Source organism: Mycobacterium sp. NGS41 (genome assembly GCF_059812725.1).
In genome coordinates this window covers 1-15,961 of record NZ_JCALDF010000020.1, presented here as the reverse complement: position 1 = coordinate 15,961, position 15,961 = coordinate 1, and the positions used below count along the sequence as shown (strand labels likewise).

Sequence of the window (15,961 nt, the reverse complement as noted above, 5' to 3'; positions counted from 1 at the left end):
GAAATACCGAGATTGAACCCGGATCGCCCCGGGCACCCTCGTGCCTGTGGAGACGCTGGAGTACGCCCCTGGACGCCTGGCCGATGTCTTCGGCGATCCGACGCAACCCACGGTCCTGATCTGGCACGGCATGCAGACCAATGCCCGCGCCGCGGTCGGTCCCCTGGCACGCAAGCTCGCCGATCACGGCGCAGCCGTGGTCACGCCGGACTGGAATTCTCATGCCGACGACGGCGGCCGCGGGGATCTGCTGCGGTCGCTCGAGTTCACGGAGCAGCGGGCCGCCGACAGGCTCGTGCTCGTCGGGTGGTCCTTGGGAGGTGTCGCAGCGGCGCGGGTGACGCTCGACGCACCGGACTTCAATATCGCTCTCGCCCATACGGTTTGCCTGGCGGGCGCGTTCATGGCGCCTGATCCGATCTCCGGTCAACTGGTGACCGACGGGCTGTCTGCGGAGCGCGTCGGTTCGCCTTTCACGTTGCTGCACGGTCTCGCCGATGACGTCGTACCCGTGACAGCCAGCCGAGACTTCGCAGCTGCGCTCGAACGAGTCGGATGGCCGGTGGATGTGGTGGAACTTGCGGCCGATCACGGGACAATCGCCGGCGCCGACTACGACCCCGTCGCAGATCGCTACGAGCCGGGCAAGGGCGGACAGGCACAAGTCACGGCTACCGAGGTTGCCGAATTGATCGCAGCAAAACTCGATCTCTGAGTCGCGCGGGCTTCATCGGCGTAACGTGCACGACATCGAGAGAGGTCGGGTGAATGTCATGACGCACCAACGCCAACTGCAGGTCGCGATTATCGGCGCGGGGATGTCCGGCATATGCATGGCGGCCAAGCTGCAGGACGCCGGTATCGACTCGTTCACCATTTTCGAAAAGGCCGACGACGTCGGAGGCACTTGGCGCGACAACACCTATCCCGGCCTCACCTGCGACGTCCCATCGCGTTACTACTCCTATTCGTTTCGGCCGAACCCGAATTGGTCGCACGTGCTGCCGCCGGGCCCGGAAATTCAAGCCTATTTCCAGCAGGTGGCCACGGAACGGGGCATCCGCAAACACATCCGGTTCGGCTCCGACGTCACCGCGGCCCGCTACGACGACGGGCGGTGGCACCTCACCACACCCGAAGGTGAAGAAACGTTTGATGTCCTCGTCACCGCCACCGGAGTCCTGCGGGTGCCCCGTTACCCGGAGATCCCCGGACGGGACACGTTCGCCGGACCCGCGTTTCACTCTTCGCGATGGGACCACTCGGTCTCGTTGCCGGACAAGAGGATCGGTTTGATCGGAACCGGGTCCACGGGCGTGCAGATCACCGCGGAGCTCGGCGGCAAGGTGCGCCAGCTGAAAATCTTTCAGCGCACCGCGCAGTGGGTTTACCCATTCCCTAATCCGCGTTATTCGAAGTTGGCTCAGGGGGCGCTGTCCCGCTGGCCGGGGCTGAATGGTCTGCCCTATCGCTTCTGGGGGTTTCTAATGCGGCACTGGTTCGGCCTGGCGCCGATCCGCCCGGGCTGGCAGCGCCGCCAGATCCAGGCCTGGTGTCGATGGAACCTGCGGCTGTCGGTGCGAGACCCACAACTGCGGGCCAAGCTGACCCCGTCGTACCAACCGATGTGCAAGCGGCAGGTGATGGCGGGGCATTTCTACCGTTCCGTGCAAAAGCCCGGCGTCGAGATCATCACGGACTCGATCGACCACATCGAGCCCCGGGGCGTCGTCACCGCTGACGGCACGCTACACGAATTGGACCTGCTCGTCTTCGCCACCGGGTTTGATGCCCGAGCCTACGTGCGTCCGCTAAACGTGATCGGCGAGGGTGGGATCAGCCTGGACGAAGCGTGGGAGGACGGCCCGAAAGCCTACCGGTCCGTCGCGGTGCCAGGATTCCCGAACCTGTTCATGATGATGGGGCCGCATTCGCCGATCGGCAATCAGTCGCTGGTTCCCATCGCCGAGGACCAGGCCAATTACGTGATGTGGTGGATCCAGCAGCTCCGTGATGGCCGCGTGGTGGCCGCAGCGCCAACCGAAGCGGCCACCAAGCAATACAACGAGGCCATGAAAGCCGCTATGCCACAGACGATCTGGGTAACCGGCTGCAACAGCTGGTACCTCGGCAAGGACGGCCTGCCCGAGCTGTTCCCGTGGACACCGGAGACTCACAGCGAGCTGTTGCGGCAACCCGAGGTCGGTGATTTCGAGGTTCGTACCGCCTGAACCGCTTGAGCCCGTGGGGTCCGAAGAGTGGTCGTGCGAGAACGGGAGATGACCCATGTGGAAGAACAAGGGCGAACCCAAAACATGCGGTGTCAAGATGGCGGACGGCTCTCCATGCGTCCTCGATCCAGGGCACGATTCGGAGAAGTCGTGGAAGACGCGTGAGCATAAGACCGCAGATGGCGCCGCGTTCACGTGGAAGGACGGTCAGTGCGTCGAGCAAGATCGCCTCATCAACCGACTCTCGTGGGATATCTGACGGCTTTCCTGCCAGACTGTCACATCCGCATCAAAGATCGCGTTTTACGACGTCCCGGTCCGCCGGGCATATGCTTCGCGTTTGTCGCGCTGGAGATCGCTGGTGAAAACGCGGTCCGTACCCAACGCGCGTTCCATGGCCTCGGCCAGACGTCGCGGCATCAAACGCTGAGCCGACACCGTAATTCCCAACGAACGAGGCACCACCACACGTGGTTTTGGTTTCGCGATCACCCCGACGACGGCCTGTGCAACGTCTTCTGGCTCGACATTGTTGAAGCCCTTCGCATGTCCGACACCGGCGACCATCTCGGTGTTGGTCAACGTCGGCATGATCGACGAGAAGTGGACGCCGCGCCCACGGTTTTCCATGCGAACGCTGTCGGTGTAGCCGAGCACGGCATGCTTTGTGGCGCAATAGGTTGCGATGCCGCTGCACGGCAGCACGCCGCCCAGCGATGCGATGTTGATGATGTGGCCGCGACGGCGGGGCAACATTCGTTGTGCCGCTAGTTTGGTGCCCAGCATTACGCCGAAAATATTGATGTCGAGCAGCCGACGAGTGATGTCGTCTGCTTCGTCGACCGCGCTACCCGCCGCGATGACGCCGGCGTTGTTCACCAACACGTCGAGTGGTCCCAATTGATCTTCGACCGCATCGAGGAAGTCGGTGAAGGATAGGCGGTCGGTCACATCCAATTTGCGTTGAAGCGCGAACGCACCACCGGCTTCCTTGGCAGCGGGTTCGTCGATATCTCCGATGGCGACCTTGGCGCCCAAACCGTGCAGAACCGTGGCAATAGCCAAACCAATCCCGCGAGCCCCACCGGTGACGGCTATGACCTTTCCTGCAACAGACATGGCTCATAGCCTAAGCCGTCCATGCGGTACGAATGGTAGGTGGCTGAGCCGACCATTCTGCTGCTGTCGACGTCCGACACCGACCTGATCAGCGCTCGATCCAGCGGAAAGAACTATCGGTGGGCCAACCCGTCACGGCTGTCCGAAGACGAGCTACCCGAGCTGCTGGCCGGCGCCGCGATCACAGTGGTGCGGATCCTCGGCGGCTACCGCGCCTGGCAGAGCGGTATCGACACGGTGCTCGCCAGCGGCGTGCCAACGGTGCTGGTCAGCGGGGAGCAGGCGGCCGACGCCGAGTTGACCGGACTGTCCACACTCGCGGCCGGCATTGCCGTGCAGTCGCACATCTACTTGGCCCACGGTGGCGTGGAAAACCTCCGCCAGCTGCACGCCTTCCTGTCGGACACGGTGCTGATGACGGGCTTCGGCTTCACGCCGCCCGTGGTAACCCCTACCTGGGGGGAGTTGGAGCGACCTGACACCGGCAACGCTGGCCCTACGATCGCGGTGCTGTACTACCGCGCGCAGCACCTGGCAGGCAACACCGCCTATGTAGCAGCGCTGTGCCAGGCAATCGAAGGCGCAGGCGGGCGGGCGTTGCCGATCTACTGCGCCTCGCTGCGCACCGCCGAACCAGAACTGCTGCAACGCCTCGGCGACGCCGACGCCATGGTGGTCACCGTTCTTGCCGCCGGAGGTGCCAAGCCGTCGACTGCCTCGGCCGGCGGCGATGACGACAGCTGGAACGTCGAACACCTTGCGGCCCTGGATATCCCGATATTGCAGGGACTGTGCCTGACCAGCCCTCGCGATCAGTGGCTAAACAACGACGACGGCCTCAGCCCGTTAGACGTGGCGAGCCAGGTGGCGGTGCCCGAGTTCGACGGCCGCATCATCACAGTTCCGTTCTCGTTCAAGGAGATCGACGACGACGGGTTGATCTCCTATGTCGCCGATCCGGAGCGATGCGCGCGGGTGGCCGGGCTGGCCGTCCGGCACGCGCAACTGCGGCACGTCACGCCCGCTCAGAAGCGGGTGGCGCTGGTGTTTTCGGCCTATCCCACCAAGCATGCCCGCATCGGCAACGCGGTCGGACTGGACACTCCGGCCAGCGCGGTCGCATTGCTGAGGGCGATGCGCGATCGCGGATATCAAGTGGGCGAACTGCCGGGTGTCGATGCGGGAGACGGCGACGCGCTGATCCACGCGCTGATCGAACGCGGGGGACAAGACCCCGACTGGCTCACCGAACAACAACTGACCGGCAACCCCATCCGGGTGTCCGCCAAGGACTATCGCGAATGGTTCGCCACGCTACCTGCCGAGCTTGCGGACGCGGTGACAGCGCATTGGGGCCCGCCGCCGGGGGAGTTGTTCGTCGACCGCACCAACGATCCGGATGGCGAAATCGTCATCGCCGCAATGAAAGCCGGCAACCTCGTGCTGATGGTGCAGCCACCGCGCGGATTCAGTGACAACCCCGTCACCATCTACCACGATCCGGATTTACCGCCCAGCCATCACTACCTGGCCGCTTATCACTGGCTGGACGCCGATTTCAAAGCGCATGCCGTTGTCCATCTCGGCAAGCACGGCAACCTGGAATGGCTACCGGGAAAGACGCTCGGCATGTCGGCGGCCTGCGGCCCCGACGCAGCGCTGGGCAACCTGCCGTTGATCTACCCGTTCTTGGTCAACGACCCAGGCGAGGGCACACAGGCCAAGAGACGGGCACACGCTGTCCTCGTCGACCACCTGATCCCGCCGATGGCGAGGGCCGAAACATACGGCGACATAGCTCGACTGGAGCAGCTTCTCGACGAGCATGCCAACGTCGCCGCGCTGGACCCAGGCAAGCTGCCCGCCATCCGCCAGCAGATCTGGACGCTGATCCGGGCCGCCAAGATGGATCATGACCTGGGGCTGACCGAGCGGCCGGAGGAGGACTCGTTCGACGAGATGATCCTGCACGTCGACGGCTGGCTGTGCGAGATCAAGGATGTCCAGATCCGCGACGGCCTGCATGTTCTCGGCCAAAAGCCACAGGGCGAACAAGAACTCGACCTGGTGCTGGCGATGCTGCGCGCCCGTCAGCTTTTCGGCGGCGAGCAGGCGCTCCCGGGTCTGCGGCAGGCATTGGGTCTGGCCGAGGACGGCACCGACGACCGGTCCTCGGTCGACGAGGCCGAGGCCGCCGCCCGGCAACTGGTGACCCAACTGCAGGCCAGCGGCTGGGATCCCGCCGCGGCCGACCAGCTCACCGACAACCCCCACGTGGCCGCGGTGCTGCGGTTCGCGGCCACCGAGGTAGTACCCAGGCTCGCCGGGACCGCCGTCGAAATTGAGCAGGTGCTACGAGCTTTGGACGGTCGCTTCATCCCCGCGGGGCCGTCAGGGTCGCCGCTGCGGGGGCTGGTCAATGTGCTGCCCACCGGACGTAATTTCTACTCCGTCGACCCGAAAGCGGTGCCGTCCCGGCTGGCGTGGGAAGCCGGTGTGGCACTGGCGGATTCGCTGCTGGCCCGCTACCGCGACGACCACGGTCGGTGGCCGCAGTCGGTCGGGCTTTCGGTGTGGGGCACCTCAGCGATGCGCACCTCTGGCGACGACATCGCCGAAGTGCTTGCGTTGCTGGGTGTTCGGCCGGTCTGGGATGATGCGTCGCGACGGGTCGTGGGCTTGACGCCGATCGCGCCGGCTGAGTTGGGCCGCCCGCGTATCGATGTGACGGTGCGGATCTCCGGTTTCTTCCGCGATGCCTTCCCGCATGTCGTGACGATGCTGGACGACGCGGTGCGGCTGGTCGCCGACCTCGACGAGGCCGCCGAAGACAACTACGTCCGCGCGCATGCTCAGACGGACCTTGCTCAGCATGGTGACGAACGCCGAGCCACGACAAGGATTTTCGGGTCCAAGCCGGGCACCTATGGTGCTGGGCTGCTGCAGTTGATCGACAGCCGTAACTGGCGTGACGACGCGGACCTTGCGCAGGTGTACACCGCCTGGGGCGGATTCGCCTACGGTCGCGGCCTGGACGGTCGCGAGGCGGTCGACGACATGAACCGCCAGTATCGCCGGATCGCGGTGGCGGCCAAGAACACCGATACTCGTGAGCACGACATCGCCGACTCCGACGACTACTTCCAGTACCACGGTGGCATGGTCGCCACGGTGCGGGCCCTGACCGGCCAAGCGCCGGCCGCCTACATCGGCGATAACACCAGACCCGACGCGATCCGCACCCGCACGTTGTCGGAGGAGACCACCCGGGTGTTCCGCTCTCGCGTGGTCAATCCGCGCTGGATGGCCGCGATGCGCCGGCACGGCTACAAGGGCGCGTTCGAGATGGCGGCCACGGTCGACTACCTGTTCGGCTACGACGCGACCGCCGGGGTGATGGCCGATTGGATGTACGAACAGCTCACTGAGCGGTACGTGCTGGATCCGGAGAACCGCAAGTTCATGGCCGAGTCCAACCCGTGGGCACTGCACGGCATGGCCGAACGGCTGCTGGAGGCGGCGGGCCGCGGCATGTGGGCCGACCCGCAAGCAGACACCCTCGACGGGCTGCGCCAGGCCCTACTGGAAACCGAGGGCGACCTGGAAGGCTAGTTCTCTGCGTCTGCTCGGCGCTAGGTTGGCAGTCGTGACACCGACATTTGCCGACCTGGCCAAGGCGCAATACATCCTGCTGACCACCTTTACCAAGGACGGCCGACCCAAGCCGACTCCGATCTGGGCAGCGGCCGACCGCGATCGCCTGCTCGTCATCACCGAGGGAAGGTCGTGGAAGGTGAAGCGGATTCGCAACACACCACGGGTGACAATGGCCGCCTGCGACTTGCGCGGTCGCCCGAAAAGCGAAGCCGCCGAAGGCACCGCGGTCATCCTCGACAAGTCCCACAACGCCGCCGTCTACGACGCCATCGGCAAGCGGTACGGCATTTTGGGCACGTTATTCAACTTCTTCAGCAAGTTGCGCGGCGGCATGGAGAACAACGTCGGTCTCGAACTCAGAGTCGGCAAAACTTGACGCTGTGAGCACTGTCCTCATCCCGATCCCAGACCATGACTTCGACCCGACCGAGGTCGCGGTAAGCTGGCGCGTCCTTAGCCGCAACGGCCATCGGGTGATGTTTGCCACCCAAAGCGGAACCCCCGGCGTTGCCGACGACATCATGGTGACCGGCCGCGGTTTGGACGTGTGGTCAAAATTGCCGGTGCTGGGCAGGGTCTCGATCATCGGGCTGATGCTGCGGGCAAACAAAAATGGTCGCCAAGCATATCGAGAGATGGTGCAGTCAAAGGAGTTTCGGTGTCCACTCAGCTGGGCGCAGGCCGCCACCCTCGACGATGTCGACGCACTACTGCTGCCCGGCGGCCACCGAGCCCGCGGAATGCGCAGCTACATCGACAGCGAGATACTGCAGCGACTCGTGGTAGAGGCCTTCTCCCGAGGGTTGATTGTCGCCGCGATTTGCCACGGAGTGCTTCTTCTCGCGCGCAGCGTGGATCCCGCCACCGGCCGATCGGTGCTGTACGGACACAAGACCACGGCACTGACCTGGGCACTGGAACGCACCGCCTGGCGGCTCACCCGGTTCACCCGGTTTTGGGATCCCGCCTACTACCGCACCTACACCGAGGAACCCGGTCAACCCGACGGCTACATGTCCGTGCAGTCCGAAGTGACTCGCGCGCTGCGCAGTCCAACCGATTTCTGCGACGTCGAGCGGGGATCGCCGCGCTGGTGGCTCAAGTCCTCCGGAATGGTGCGTGACACGGCGACGGACTCGCGGCCGGCGTTCGTCATCGACGACGACAACTACGTGTCGGCGCGCTGGCCGGGAGACACCCATACCTTCGCGAATGTCCTGTCGCAGAAGTTACAAGAGCTCAAGCCGGCGGAAGGTTAGCCCGACAAGCGCTGACGCAGCGTTTCCAGACCCGGTCCGTCGAGTTCGTCCAGCAGTGCAATGCGCCCCGCGGCGGCCATCCCCTTAAGCCAAGTCCGGTCGATATCGCTGGCGCACAGCGAAGTACCGCGTAAGCGGCCGCGCGCCACCATGTCGAACGCCGAAGGCCCGGTCAGAAAGTCGAGCGCAGTCGCCGCCACCGCTGGGTCAGGAGCAAAAGTCAGTCCGAGCGGGATTCGCATGTCGCCGTTATGGATGACGACATCGGTCAACGGCCCGATGTGGCCTTGCGGCGGCGGCCGCCATACCGCTTCGCCGTGAAGGCGTAGGGGCTCACCGGACCACGTCGCCGCCCCCGGCTCCCAGGTGCTCGCCGAAGAACGCGAAGACGCGGCTCCATGCATCTTCTGCCGCCTCCTCGTTGTAGCCGAAGCCGGTGATGCGCAGCAGAGGCTGGCTGGGCAGCTTGTTGGCGAAGCTGTGCCCGGCCTTGGGATAGCTCTTGATATCGGCGGTGATGTTTTTGGCCTGTGTCGTCTTGCGCAGTTTGTTGGCCGCGCCCAGACCCAGCGGGTCGCGGCCGCCGAAGCTCGCCACAATCGGACACGCGCCGTCCAGCGTCTCGCTCAGGTTGCGCGGCAGCGGCGTGCCGTAGAACGGTGCCGACGCGCCGAACCCTTGCGGCGACATCACGAGCGCAAACCCGCCGCCCATGCAGAAGCCCGCAATGCCTACTCGCCCGGTGCATTCGGGCATGCGCAGCAGGTGATCACGGGCAGCAAGAATGTCGTCGAGCGCACGCCCCCGCTTCGTCATCAGTTCGCGCATGACACGCGTGACGCAGCGGGCGCGGCCACCCCGGGCGAACATATTCGGGGTGAGCGTCAGATAACCGGCCCGGGCGACCTGGTCGTTGATCGACTCCTTGTCCGGGCCGTAGCCGATTGCGTCGTGGATTACCACGACGCCCGGCCACGGACCTTTGCCCGGGGGAAGGCTCAGCAGCCCATCGATCAATCCATCGGGGGTATCGATCTCAATCGTCGTCATACGGTCATCTAACTGCAGCCGCGACGTGAGTCACCAGGGGAACTTCGGCTCCGGCCGCAGACGTTGGCGTCATATGGTCCGGCGCTTGTTGCTTATCTACGCCGTCGTCGAGTTCGCGGCGGTAGTCGCGCTCGTGGCGACGATCGGGTGGGGCTGGACCCTGCTCGCGCTGCTGGCCACCTCCGTTCTGGGCGTCGTGGTATGGGCGCCGATGGCCGGGTTGCAGCTCAAAACTCAGCTTGTACAGCTGAGATCCGGTCTGACGGAACCGCGTAGCGCGCTGAGCGACGGCGTGGTGGTCACGCTGGCCACGGTGCTGATCCTGGTGCCCGGACTGGTCACCACGACCCTGGGGATCCTCCTGCTGACGCCGCCGATCCGGATCCTCGCCAGGCCCGCATTGGCCGCAATCGCGCTGCGCGGAGTCGAGCGGCGAGTTCCGTTGATCACCGACACGAGGATGCCCGGCGACGGCAGGGACTACATCGATGGCGAGGTCATAGACGTCAGGGATGTCGAGCCGCCGGTCTTGCCATCGGCGCAAGTCCAGACCGCACCGATCGACAATTGATTTCCGGAGAGACATCCGGCTCCACCAGGCTGCTGGTCAACGGCCGGGTGCACAGCCCAAGCCATCCCGACGCCACTGCGATGGCAGTGCGCGGCGAGGTCGTGACCTGGCTGGGTAGCGATGACGTCGGCCGCAGTCAATTTCCGGATGCGGACATCGAAGATCTGGACGGCGGTTTTGTGGCGCCGGCCTTCGTCGACAGCCATATCCACCTGAGCGCCACCGGCCTGACGATCAGCGGGCTGGATTTGCGGTCGGCCGGCTCGCGCGCGCATTGCGTCCAGCTGGTCGCCGACTACGCGGCCGCGCACCCGGGTCAGCCGGTGTGGGGACATGGCTGGGACGAGTCGACGTGGCCCGAGAACAGCCCGCCGACCACCGCCGACCTGGACGCCGTGCTGGGTGACCGGCCTGCCTACCTGGCCCGCATCGACGTGCACTCGGCGCTGGCATCCAGCGGGCTGCGCAACCAGATCAGCGACCTGGCCGCCGCGGCCGGTTTCAGCGCCCAGCAGCCGCTGACGTCAGACGCGCACCACCTGGCCCGCGCCCTCGCCCGTGATCTCCTGACCGCCGGGCAGCTGGCCGAGGCCCGGACCGCCGCGCTGCAGGCCGTCGCCGCGGCGGGCATCGTGGCGGTGCACGAGTGCGCCGGACCCGAGATCGGCGGACTCGACGACTGGCTGGCAGTACGTGGCTTAAATAACGGTGACCATGGCGTGGACGTGATCGGCTATTGGGGCCAGGCGGTGACCACACCCGCGCAGGCCCGCACGCTGGTCGCGCAGACCGGGGCCCGCGGGCTGGCGGGCGACCTGTTCATCGACGGGGCGCTCGGCTCGCGAACCGCCTGGCTGCACGAGCCCTACGCCGACGCGCCGGACTGCACCGGCACCTGCCACCTCGAGCCGGACGCCGTCGAAGCGCACCTCCGCGCATGCACCGAGGCGGAAGTGACCGCCGGTTTCCACGTCATCGGCGACGCCGCGGTCTCGGCGGCGGTAGCCGCGTTCGAACGCGTCGTAGCCGACCTCGGCGTGGTTGCTGTGGCCCGCTGTGGGCACCGTCTGGAGCACCTGGAGATGGTTACCGCGGACCAGGCCGCAAAACTCGGCGCGTGGGGCGTCATCGCCAGCGTGCAGCCCAATTTCGACGCGCTATGGGGCGGCGGCAACGGCATGTATGCCCGTCGCCTCGGTGTTGATCGAGGCAGCGAACTCAATCCGTTGGCGCTGTTAGCATCCCAAGGCGTGCCCCTCGCACTCGGTTCCGACGCCCCGGTGACGGGTATCGACGCCTGGACCAGCGTGCGTGCGGCGGTCAACCACCGCACGCCGGGCAGTGGGATTTCGGCGCGGGCGGCGTTCGCTGCCGCCACCCGAGGTGGCTGGCGGGCCGGCGGCGTCCGCGACGGCAAGAGCGGAACCCTGGTCCCTGGCGCGCCGGCCTCCTATGCCGTGTGGGATGCCGGGAGCCTTGACGTCACCGCTCCGCGCAATGCCGTCCAACGGTGGTCCACCGATCCGCGCTCCCGAGTGCCCGCATTGCCACGGTTAGGCCCGACGGACGCGCTGCCGCGTTGTCGCCGGACAGTGCATCGGGGCGTTGTCATCTATGGCTGACACCGACGACGCCGCACCCTCCGGGCCCAGCCTGGCCGACCGACTCCGCGCCGCCGTGGTAGTCCGATGGCCAGCCGTGAAAGGCGCGCTGGTGCCCCGCCTGCCGCGACTGGCGGTCACGGTCATAGCCGGCTTGCTGCTCTTCGCCAGCTTCCCGACGACGAACTGGTGGTGGGCCGCCGTCGTCGCCTTCGCGCTGCTGTCCTGGGTGTTGACCCGGCCCGCCACAACACTGGTGGGCGGCGCGGGCTACGGATTACTGTTCGGATTGGTCTTCTATCTGACGTTGCTGCCGTGGATCAGCCTGCTGGTCGGTGCCATGCCGTGGATGGCGTTGGCGGCGGTGTCGGCGCTGTTTCCCGCTCTATTCGGCCTGTTCGCCGTCGTGGTGCGTCGGCTGCCCGGTTGGCCGTTGTGGTTCGCGTTGCTGTGGGCGGCGCAGGAGTGGTTGAAGTCGACCATTCCGTTCGGCGGTTTTCCGTGGGGGGAGGTGGCCTACGGCCAGGCCAGCGGTCCGTTGCTGCCGTTGGTTCAGCTCGGCGGAGTCCCGCTGCTCTCGACGGGGATCGTGCTGATCGGATGCAGCTTCACCGCCATCGCGCTGGAAATTGTGAAGTGGTTCAAAACCGGCGACCGGGCACCGGAAGCCGTCAGGCCACCGCCCGCGGTGGTGCTGCCGGGGGTCTGCATCTGCCTGGTGTTGCTCGGCACCGTCGTCGTCTGGCCAAGCGTGCGGCAGGCGGGTACCGGATCGGGCGGCGAACCCACCATCACCGTCGCCGTCGTGCAGGGCAATGTCCCGCGGCTGGGGCTCGACTTCAACGCGCAGCGCCGGGCCGTACTGGATAACCACGTCCAAGAGACGCTGCGCTTGGCGGAGGACGTGCGTACCGGCGCCGCGCCGAAGCCGCAGTTCGTGATCTGGCCGGAGGACTCTTCCGACATCGATCCGTTGGTCAACCCAGACGCCGGACAACAGATTTCCAAGGTGGCCGCGCTAATCGGCGCGCCGATTCTGGTCGGCACCGTGCTCGATGTTCCAGGCGGGCCACAGGACGTCCCCGAATTCACCAACACGGTGATCGTCTGGAATCCGACCACCGGGCCGGCTGACCGGCATGACAAAGAAATCGTGCAGCCGTTCGGCGAGTATCTGCCCATGCCGTGGCTGTTCCGGCATCTCTCCGGCTATGCCGACCGCGCCGGTCATATCGTGCCCCGCCCCAGCAGCGACGTCGTGCAGATCGCCGGCGTGCCCGTCGGGGTGGCCACCTGCTGGGAAGTGATCTTCGACCGCGAGCCGCGAAAGGCGGTACTCAACGGCGCTCAGCTGCTGGCCGTGCCCAGCAACAACGCCACCTTCAACCAGGCAATGAGCGAACAACAGTTGGCCTTCGCCAAGGTCAGGGCCGTAGAGCACGACCGCTACGTCGTCGTCGCGGGCACTACCGGGATCAGCGCGGTGATCGCCCCGGACGGCGCCGAACTGGTCCGCACAAGGTTCTTCGAGCCCGCATATCTGGACAACCAGGTACGGCTGAAGGCGAGGCTGACGCCGGCGACCCGGTGGGCTCCGATCCTTCAGTGGATTCTGGTCGCGGCGGCTGGTGCGGTCATTCTCGTCGCAATACGGCACAATGGGTGGTCCCCGCGTCCGAAACGTCTCAGGTTCCGGTCCCCGGGCGAATCTGACCACCCCGGTGCGCGTCCGCGCGAATCTGAGGACTCAGGTGTCGCGCCCCAGGGGGCTGCTGAGAGCGAATCTGAGGACTCAGATGCGCCCGACGAGGACGTTTCTGCGCCCACGGACACCGCACCCGAAGAGGGCGACCGACCGTCGCATTACACCCCGCGACACAGACACAGACACAGACACAAAGGAGCCCCATGACCACCGGCCAGCCGGGCAATCGTCCGAGCCAGCGCGTCCTGGTGATCATCCCCACCTTCAACGAGCGGGAGAACCTGCCGCTGATCCACCGACGGCTTAGGGACGCATGCCCCGACGTGCACCTGCTGGTCGTTGACGACAACAGCCCCGACGGCACCGGCCGGCTCGCCGACGAGTTGGCAGAGGCCGAACCCGGCCGCACCCATGTCATGCACCGCACCGCCAAGAACGGGTTGGGCGCGGCGTATCTCGAGGGTTTCGCCTGGGGTATGAGTCGCGGGTACTCGGTGCTCGTCGAAATGGACGCCGACGGCAGCCATGCGCCCGAACAGCTGCACCGACTGCTGGACGCCGTCGACAACGGAGCCGACCTGGCTATCGGTTCGCGCTATGTCGACGGGGGGTCGGTACGTAACTGGCCCTGGCGGCGCCTGGCCTTGTCCAAGACGGCCAATACCTATTCACGGGTGGCGCTCGGCGTCGGGGTTCACGACATCACCGCCGGTTTCCGGGCCTACCGCCGCGAAGTCCTCGAGGCCATCGACCTGGACACCGTCGACTCCAAGGGTTATTGCTTCCAGATAGAGATGACCTGGCGCACGGTGAACCACGGGTTTCTGGTCGTCGAAGTTCCGATCACCTTCACCGAACGCGAGCTCGGGGTGTCCAAGATGAGCGGGTCCAACATCCGCGAGGCACTGTTCAAAGTCACTCGCTGGGGCGTCGACGGCAGACTCAGCCGCGCCCGGGCAGCGCGCGCCCAGACCCGTTAGAACGTCGGGAACGGCGCGATCAGAGATCAGCCGCGGCGGCGCGACCGGATCAGCTCGAGGCGCTCCTTCAGCAGCTCTTCGAGTTCCTCGACCGTGCGGCGCTCCAGCAGCATGTCCCAGTGCGTCCGCGGTGGCTTGACCTTCTTCGGCTCGGGCAGATCACCCTCGATCAAGGTGCCTTCCATGCCGTTGCGGCACAGCCAGGTGCCGGGGATGTCGGCGTCGTCGGCGAAGGGAACCTCGAACTCCTCGCCGTTGTCGGTGCGGTAGCGCGCTATCTGACGCGGTGCCAGATCATGGTTGCGGTCAGTCTCATAGCTCACGGCTCCGAGGCGACTGCCCCTCAGGACGCGATCTGCCATCGGCCTTACTCCTTCTGGTCCTGTGAGCGCTGCGGCTCATGTCTCTCGGCACGTGTAGTGGCGATTCTCTACGTTTGGCAACGATGCGACGGGCTGCGCAGTTCCCGGATGAGCCCCCGGCGAGCGACGCGACCATTAATGATACCGGGATCCCAACCTGCGCCGGACTAAAGTCGGCAGGCGTGACCCTCGCCAAACGGCGTGCCCGGCCCCAACCGTGTCGTTGGTGCGGCCGAGATGTGACCGATACCGGAATGGGCCGTCGCCGCCAGTACTGCCGCCAGTCCTGCCGCCAGCGGGCATACGAGCAACGGGCCTTGATCAGCCGCGGCTCGGCTGGGGCCGCGCTGGCGCTGCCCGCTGACGCGGTGGTGCTGTCGGCCGACGATGCGGCCGACCTCTCAGACCGTGTTTACCAGGTGCGATGCGCGGCCGAAGATGTCGCCACCGCGCTCGACGAGGGAGCCGGGGCAACCGAATTGCGCGAACTGTGCGATGCGCTGGTCAAAGCTGCCCGGGCGGCCGACGGCTGGCGGCGGGTGGGTGTCTGAACCGCGCTGCTACGCGCCTGACCACGGTCGATGGGTTGCCGGGTACAGTCACGCCATGGAGGACGGATCCGGTGCAGCGGGCTCCGGGCACGCACCGCGCACCTCGCCGTGTGGGCCGGTCGAGTTCTTCGCGTAGCACTGGGAGTATCGGACGTTTTGAAATCGCGCCGGAGTTGGCCATACTCACCAGCGAGATTCTTGGGTCGGCGAGCAGCACGACAAGGTCCTTTGGGGTTGCTCGTGCCGCAACTTCCGTGACTCGCATGCGGCGGTCAGAGACGGCGAATCTGTAGTTGAGGTCTAGGTGAGGTTGTTAGGCGAGGTTAGTGATGGGTGACCAACTCCAGCACGCGACCGAAGCGCTGCGAAAAGCGCTGGTCCAGGTTGAACGCCTGAAGCGCACCAACCGTGCGCTGCTGGAGCGGTCGAGTGAGCCAATCGCGATCGTCGGTATGTCCTGCCGCTTTCCGGGCGGTGTCGACAGCCCGGAGGGCCTGTGGCAGATGGTGGCCGACGGCCGCGACGTGATGACCGACTTCCCGGCCGATCGCGGGTGGGACCTGGCCGGGCTGTTCGACCCGGATCCTGACGCGCGCCACAAGACCTACGCGCGCACCGGGGGCTTCGTCGACGGGGTCGCGGACTTCGACGCGGCCTTCTTCGGTATTGCGCCCAGTGAGGCGCTGGCGATGGACCCCCAGCATCGGATGCTGCTGGAGCTGTCGTGGGAGGCGCTGGAGCGGTCCGGGATTGATCCCAGCGGCTTGCGCGGCAGCGCCACGGGGGTTTTCGCGGGGCTCATCGTGCAGGGCTACGGCATGTTGGCCGAGGAGATCGAGGGCTATCGGCTCACCGGCATGACGTCCAGCGTCGCG

General features: G+C 66.1%; 13 protein-coding genes and 1 pseudogene. 10 read left to right on the top strand and 4 right to left on the bottom strand.

Annotated elements, in window-relative coordinates; genetic code table 11:
• The first annotated feature begins 46 nt into the window (after positions 1–46).
• A complete protein-coding gene (locus AC5Y21_RS17675; protein WP_499914146.1) occupies positions 47–715 on the top strand; it encodes an alpha/beta hydrolase family protein in 669 nt (222 codons plus the stop codon).
• Positions 716–773: 58 nt separating this feature from the next.
• Positions 774–2,231, top strand: coding sequence for a flavin-containing monooxygenase (locus AC5Y21_RS17670; RefSeq protein ID WP_499914141.1), 1,458 nt, complete (start codon positions 774–776; stop codon positions 2,229–2,231).
• Between the two features lie 303 nt (positions 2,232–2,534).
• Here the strand turns inward: AC5Y21_RS17670 and AC5Y21_RS17665 are convergent, their stop codons facing one another.
• Positions 2,535–3,350: an SDR family oxidoreductase gene (locus tag AC5Y21_RS17665; protein WP_499914139.1), complete on the bottom strand. Its 816-nt coding sequence runs from the start codon at positions 3,348–3,350 to the stop codon at positions 2,535–2,537.
• Between the two features lie 39 nt (positions 3,351–3,389).
• Here AC5Y21_RS17665 and cobN point away from each other — a divergent pair, with 39 nt between their 5' ends.
• The 3 genes from cobN to AC5Y21_RS17650 are packed head-to-tail and all read left to right on the top strand — an operon-like array spanning position 3,390 to position 8,266.
• A complete protein-coding gene (gene cobN / locus AC5Y21_RS17660; RefSeq protein WP_499914137.1) occupies positions 3,390–6,962 on the top strand; it encodes a cobaltochelatase subunit CobN in 3,573 nt (1,190 codons plus the stop codon).
• Between the two features lie 34 nt (positions 6,963–6,996).
• Entirely contained in the window at positions 6,997–7,383 is a 387-nt protein-coding gene (locus AC5Y21_RS17655) for a PPOX class F420-dependent oxidoreductase (protein ID WP_499914135.1), read from the top strand.
• A gap of 4 nt (positions 7,384–7,387) precedes the next feature.
• Complete coding sequence (locus AC5Y21_RS17650; RefSeq protein ID WP_499914133.1) at positions 7,388–8,266, top strand: type 1 glutamine amidotransferase domain-containing protein; 879 nt, start codon at positions 7,388–7,390, stop codon at positions 8,264–8,266.
• Here the strand turns inward: AC5Y21_RS17650 and AC5Y21_RS17645 are convergent.
• Positions 8,263–8,538 (bottom strand): hypothetical protein, encoded by a 276-nt coding sequence (locus AC5Y21_RS17645; protein WP_499914131.1) that lies wholly within the window; start codon positions 8,536–8,538, stop codon positions 8,263–8,265. The two genes, AC5Y21_RS17650 and AC5Y21_RS17645, sit on opposite strands and share 4 nt — an antisense overlap.
• 61 nt (positions 8,539–8,599) lie before the next feature.
• A complete protein-coding gene (locus AC5Y21_RS17640) occupies positions 8,600–9,316 on the bottom strand; it encodes a dienelactone hydrolase family protein (RefSeq protein ID WP_499914129.1) in 717 nt (238 codons plus the stop codon).
• Between the two features lie 73 nt (positions 9,317–9,389).
• Between AC5Y21_RS17640 and AC5Y21_RS17635 the strand changes: the two genes are divergently transcribed.
• The 3 genes and pseudogenes from AC5Y21_RS17635 to lnt all read left to right on the top strand — a co-directional run.
• Complete coding sequence (locus AC5Y21_RS17635; protein WP_499914127.1) at positions 9,390–9,887, top strand: FxsA family protein; 498 nt, start codon at positions 9,390–9,392, stop codon at positions 9,885–9,887.
• Between the two features lie 80 nt (positions 9,888–9,967).
• The gene (locus AC5Y21_RS17630; protein ID WP_499914262.1) at positions 9,968–11,509 is read left to right on the top strand and encodes an amidohydrolase; all 1,542 of its coding nucleotides are present in this window, start codon (positions 9,968–9,970) and stop codon (positions 11,507–11,509) included.
• A pseudogene (lnt, locus tag AC5Y21_RS17625) lies at positions 11,502–14,222 on the top strand (apolipoprotein N-acyltransferase); the annotation flags it as partial. The gene AC5Y21_RS17630 and the pseudogene lnt, both read left to right, overlap by 8 nt.
• On the opposite strand, the gene rbpA reads toward lnt, so the two are convergent.
• The gene (gene rbpA, locus AC5Y21_RS17620) at positions 14,200–14,535 is read right to left on the bottom strand and encodes an RNA polymerase-binding protein RbpA (protein WP_067238490.1); all 336 of its coding nucleotides are present in this window, start codon (positions 14,533–14,535) and stop codon (positions 14,200–14,202) included. The pseudogene lnt and the gene rbpA overlap by 23 nt on opposite strands.
• Positions 14,536–14,717: 182 nt before the next feature.
• On the opposite strand from rbpA, the gene AC5Y21_RS17615 reads away from it, so the two are divergent.
• Together AC5Y21_RS17615 and AC5Y21_RS17610 are read left to right on the top strand one after the other, a co-directional pair.
• The gene (locus tag AC5Y21_RS17615) at positions 14,718–15,086 is read left to right on the top strand and encodes a hypothetical protein (RefSeq protein WP_499914125.1); all 369 of its coding nucleotides are present in this window, start codon (positions 14,718–14,720) and stop codon (positions 15,084–15,086) included.
• Between the two features lie 329 nt (positions 15,087–15,415).
• On the top strand, positions 15,416–15,961 hold a 546-nt coding region (locus AC5Y21_RS17610), incomplete at its 3' end, for a beta-ketoacyl synthase N-terminal-like domain-containing protein (RefSeq protein ID WP_499914123.1).

What these genes read in the sequence shown, in the direction of transcription:
- AC5Y21_RS17670 (WP_499914141.1), top strand. Translation starts at nt 774, where the DNA reads ATGACGCACCAACGCCAACTGCAGGTCGCGATTATCGGCGCGGGGATG.
- AC5Y21_RS17630 (WP_499914262.1), top strand. Translation starts at nt 9,968, where the DNA reads ATGGCAGTGCGCGGCGAGGTCGTGACCTGGCTGGGTAGCGATGACGTC.
- AC5Y21_RS17665 (WP_499914139.1), bottom strand. Translation starts at nt 3,350, where the DNA reads ATGTCTGTTGCAGGAAAGGTCATAGCCGTCACCGGTGGGGCTCGCGGG.
- rbpA (WP_067238490.1), bottom strand. Translation starts at nt 14,535, where the DNA reads ATGGCAGATCGCGTCCTGAGGGGCAGTCGCCTCGGAGCCGTGAGCTAT.
- AC5Y21_RS17640 (WP_499914129.1), bottom strand. Translation starts at nt 9,316, where the DNA reads ATGACGACGATTGAGATCGATACCCCCGATGGATTGATCGATGGGCTG.
- AC5Y21_RS17635 (WP_499914127.1), top strand. Translation starts at nt 9,390, where the DNA reads ATGGTCCGGCGCTTGTTGCTTATCTACGCCGTCGTCGAGTTCGCGGCG.